Source organism: Candidatus Neomarinimicrobiota bacterium, from assembly GCA_041862535.1.
Taxonomy (GTDB): domain Bacteria; phylum Fidelibacterota; class Marinisomatia; order SCGC-AAA003-L08; family TS1B11.
The window spans coordinates 1-4771 of the sequence record JBGVTM010000255.1 but is presented as its reverse complement, the minus strand read 5'-3'; the positions used below and the strand labels follow the sequence as shown (position 1 = coordinate 4771).

Here is a 4771-nt window from a genome sequence, read left to right as displayed (position 1 = left end):
GACTCGGTGGCCGGTATCCCTGGCGAAGGAGTCACTGAGGGGAGTTTTCTTTTGTTGGCTTTCGACGGTGATCTGAGTGATACTTTAGTTGTCTCAATCACGGTAACGTCGGTCAATAATGTTCCTATAGCAGTGAATGATTCGGTGACCACCCTGGAAGACTCGGCTGTAACCGTCCATATATTGGCCAATGACTCCGATCCTGAACACGATCTGCTTTTCCTGACCGACGTAACCCAGGGAGTCCATGGGGAGGTGGTGATTGATGCTGGCGATACGACAGTGACCTATACGCCTGAGGCCAATTTTTTCGGCCCGGACAGTTTTATTTACACTGTCAGCGATCCCTATTCCGCGTATGCCACTGCCCAGGTCTATGTGACCGTATTGCCGGTGAACGATCCGCCCCGGATCACATCGCCAGCCAGCGCAACGGCCACCGAAGAAGAGCCCTTCGGCTATCGCGCTACGGCTATCGATCCTGAAGGTGATGCCTTGGACTTTACTTTTGATAGTTTAAGCTCGTGGCTTTCGGTGGTCACTCCAGACTCGGTGGCCGGTATCCCTGGCGAAGGAGTCACTGAGGGGAGTTTTCTTTTGTTGGCTTTCGATGGTGATCTGGGTGATACCATGAAAGTCTCTATCACAGTCGTGCCCGTAAATGAGGCACCTATTGCCATTAATGATACCTTGCTGACTGCCGAAGACTCGGTAGCGGCCCTTGCCGCACTACTTAACGACTCAGATCCTGATGGTGACGCGTTTTACCTTGCTGATACTACCTGGCAGGCGAGTCATGGGCAGGTAAGTATCATCTTTTTGGATACCGTTGGAGTGGCGGGTATTACATTCAATTACGCCCCGGATGCGGATTTCTTTGGCAGCGATTCATTCAGCTACAGCATCACCGACGGGGTTTTGTTTGATACGGCGATGGTATTGGTAACCGTCATCTCCGTGAATGACGCGCCGGAGGCTTTCGCTCTGCTGGGCCCGGGTATCGATACCACCACCGTCGTACTTACACCCGACAATATCGGTGATACTCTGACTTTCTGCTGGGAACCAGCCGAAGATATTGACGGGGACTCAGTCTGGTACTCTATCAAGGCCTTTGATTTACTGGAAACGATCCTTCCTGGTAGTGACATCACTACAACCTACATTGTGCTTGCCCATGAAGATCTGGTGGCACGAATGAAGGCTGCTGGTATCAGCGATCAGCTCGCCGGCTTCTGGACTGTCCTGGCTACCGATGGTAACGATACCACCTGGGCATACAACGGGCCGTTTGGATTAAATCTGGATATCAGCGGGCTGGATATCGATGCACCGGGTAATGTTCCGAGTGAATTTGCCCTGGAGCAAAACTACCCTAACCCATTCAACTCCCAAACCGTCTTGCGTTTTGCTCTCCCGAGGGCCGATAAGGTCTATGTGGTGGTGGTCGATCTATTGGGGAGGGAGATTGCCCACTTGGTGGAGCAACCCTATCCGGCTGGCTACCATCAGGTTATTTGGGACGGGAGGACCTTCCAAGGAAAGGAGGCCCCCAGCGGCGTATATATTGCCCGTATGACAGCCCCTGGATTCGTTCACCAGATCAAAATGGTCCTGTTACGATAACTGCTGTTGCTGGGGAAAGGGATCGGAGGGGATTTTCCTATCTGTCTTACTTCGACGGTAATGTAATGAGCGTGGCTAGAGCTGCTCCTTTAGTCTCTCGGCGCTCTCTTTTTCCATTTTGGCCCGGAGGATGGCGTTCTGAATCCTTCTTGACCTGGGATTCAGGCTCAGGGCCGTCTTCAGGTGCTCGATGGCCTGATCAAACTGCCCGGCGTAGGTTTCCGCCAGGCCAAGATCGTAGAAAGCCTTGGCCTGGACTTCGGCTGGCAGCCCGGTCTTGCGGGCAGCCCCTTCCAGGAGGGCAACACCATCTTCCCACTCGCCGATGCGAAAATAGCTGATAGCTTGGTCTACCTCCGGCAGGAGCTTATCGGTCAGGAACGCCGCGCGCACCTGGACATCATACGGCGCAACCATGCGCATGAACTGCTGCGAGATATCTTTCAGACACCGGCGGTACAAGGTGTTGCGATCGATGTTCTCCGGTTCCTGATTGTCGGCGCTTTTCCGGGCGGTGTGCTCGCCCATGAGGCTTTTGGCAGCCAGGATTTGGGCGGTTTGGATGTCGATGACCTGCAAGTTTGCGGCTACCTGATAGGTTCCTCTGCGAGTATGGATTTGATGGCTGTGCCCTTGTTTGTCTTTGTAGGGTTTCCCCCTTTCCAGGTCTTCCTCGTACTGGTCGGTTTGAATCCGGCCGAATACCAGCGCCGCCGTCCCAATAACCTTCCCGATCTCAGGTGCGCTACTCTCATCGATGATTCCCGTTTCACTAAGCGCGTGTTCGGTCATGATCCGGGCCAGATGCTGCCGGTCCAGAACCTCGAACTGCCGGGAGGCAAACAGGACCGACGCGATCTCATCGGCCAGATCCTCAGCGCTGCTCCCCTTCCTTCCGTATTGGTCGACGATGTCACCAATGGCAATCTTGCGGTATTCCTTAAGATTGATCTCCCCGGGCCTTTTAACGGTGATATAAATAGAGGAATTTGCACAACTCACGACAAACAGGGCAAAAAAGAATCCCCATGCCGCTTTAAAACTGCTAAATTTCCGGCCATTTTGAGTTATGCAGTGGTTGCTCATAAGAAGCCTTGGGTTTCAGGTTCGACATTGGATTGCGAAATCGGCAGAAATTCAGTCATGCGATCAGATATCTCGCGCAAACACCCAGGACTGATCTAAGTAAATATCACTGAAATGTAAGTATGAAAATTATTGAACACCATAAGCCGGACCTTGCATCTTTGCCAGCGGTGACCAGGCCAGGTTTCAACGCTACCCGACTGGTGGTGCCGTTTCTGCTGACATTCGAATCCTCGGGCAGCCAGGCTTACCCTGAGTCTCAACCTTGGGTAACGGTATGGTCGGTACGGCATATTACCCAGAAATGGCATAAAAATTGCAATTAATCTAGGCAATGCTCACAGAGTGTTATAAAGGCGCATTTAACCTCTGTCAAATAAGCAATTGGGATTCTCGTCAAAATATGGAACTGGCGGCTGGTGAACCGGAATGGAAGCACATCATCTCTGCCAAGTGTCCATATGGTGTGGTTCTAAACACTTCGACATGTAGCCCTAATCCTAGGAATTCGATGGCCAGTTATTCGGCAGCCAGGGCATTACCAGTCTGATTATCCCCATTTACAATTAAGTGCGTTACCTTCTCGTTATCCTGAGTATACCCATAATCCTGGGGAGTGGTATCCGTACCCATACTCCCACAGGGTTCCACTATCCAGATAGACGGTTGCTGGTGGGGCTCGTCCTTAAAGGGCAACAAATGTGGTCGCGAGATGCGGAGGAGCTGGTGCTCAGGACCGGTGCGGTGGAAAGCCGCTTTCAATTCCGCGAGGGGATTAACGACGGTCCTGAGCTGGGCTATTGGCAAATCCATCCGCGAACGGCGGAGGATATTCTGTTCCGCTATCTTCAGCGCCCCAGCAAACGCGAGCTGAAAGAGAACCTGGAGAAGGTTCTGGGATATGAGTTAGCCTGGCTTTTGGAAGCACCGGGTCGCTTCGACGAGGAGCTGCGAAACAATGATGTTCTCGGGATTGCCCTGTGCCGGCTCTGGTATATGATGGCGCCTTATCCCATCCCCGAGGCCCACAATCTCCCGGCCCAGGCCTGGTTGTGGAAAAAGTGGTTTAATACCCGCAAAGGTACCGGCACGGCCCGGCGATTCGTACGCACTGCCAAGTGGTTGAAGGTCTGAAATCATCCGCGCGGCGGCTTCTTCACCAAGGCACCCCACATCAGCCCCTACTAACTTGTCGCAATAACAAAAAGCCCGTCCCTCATTTGGGTCGGGCTTTTTGCACTTGGTGATTTTGGCCTAAGAATACCGAAAGGCTACCTTTGCCTTAGGGACATACGTTGGGGTCGTTGTCATTCCGCAAAGGATCGGCCGGTACGTTTCTATTGGCCTGGACTTCCGCATCCGAATACAGAATGCGGCCGGGGATTTTGACACCGCCGTATGGAACGAGCTCCGGATAGCAGTTACGCTTGTAGTCGTTCCAGACCTCGATATTCAAGAAGAGTGAGATGTACTTTTCTTCTAGAATGGCGTGAAGCAGGTCTTCGCCTGTGAGTCCCGTCAGAGCGGGATAGGTCCCGGCGTCCAGACCCCACTTGGACTCCAGGGCTGTACGTACGTCGTTAAGGGCAGCCAGTGCCTCTGCCTCATTGCCGGCATAGTACTGACATTCGGCAATAATGAGGTTATTCTCTTCGAAGCTGAGCAGGTCAATCGACGCGTCGTCGGCTGCCAGGTAAGCGGGATTAAGCGTAGATGCCTTGGTATCTCCGACACCGGGAGGTGCGCCGCGGACGGTATCGGCATCCTGGGCGCTAGTAAAGTAGATCGTCAGTCGTGGATCGTTGCGTGACTTGAGCAATTCTACCAGGAACTCACCCGCTCCCATGTATCCGGCACGCTGCTGGAGGAACTGGGCCCATTGGCATTGTTCCGTACTACTCTGGCCGTGGAGGCTTCTCATGGATCCATCTATCGAGCTGATGCCCTGCTGTGCCTCAGCCAGAGCCAGGGTGCGATTGGCCGGATGCCCACGTGAGCAGCCCTGTCACGACAGCCAGGGTTGGCGGCAGCAGCCAGGCCCACAGGTAGGGTCGCTTTG

4 protein-coding genes are annotated in these 4771 nt (G+C 53.4%); 2 read left to right on the top strand and 2 right to left on the bottom strand.

The features are described 5' to 3' along the window. The coding region (locus ACETWG_09450; protein ID MFB0516810.1) for a tandem-95 repeat protein at positions 1 to 1626 on the top strand (1626 nt) is incomplete at its 5' end. A 75-nt stretch (positions 1627 to 1701) separates the two neighbouring features. On the opposite strand, the gene ACETWG_09445 is transcribed toward ACETWG_09450, so the two are convergent. After that, complete coding sequence (locus tag ACETWG_09445; protein ID MFB0516809.1) at positions 1702 to 2712, bottom strand: tetratricopeptide repeat protein; 1011 nt, start codon at positions 2710 to 2712, stop codon at positions 1702 to 1704. Between the two features lie 699 nt (positions 2713 to 3411). On the opposite strand from ACETWG_09445, the gene ACETWG_09440 reads away from it, so the two are divergent. Continuing rightward, positions 3412 to 3846: a hypothetical protein gene (locus ACETWG_09440; protein MFB0516808.1), complete on the top strand. Its 435-nt coding sequence runs from the start codon at positions 3412 to 3414 to the stop codon at positions 3844 to 3846. A 148-nt stretch (positions 3847 to 3994) separates the two neighbouring features. Here ACETWG_09440 and ACETWG_09435 read toward each other — a convergent pair whose 3' ends face one another. Next, a complete protein-coding gene (locus ACETWG_09435; protein MFB0516807.1) occupies positions 3995 to 4633 on the bottom strand; it encodes a SusD/RagB family nutrient-binding outer membrane lipoprotein in 639 nt (212 codons plus the stop codon). Positions 4634 to 4771 lie beyond the last annotated feature (138 nt).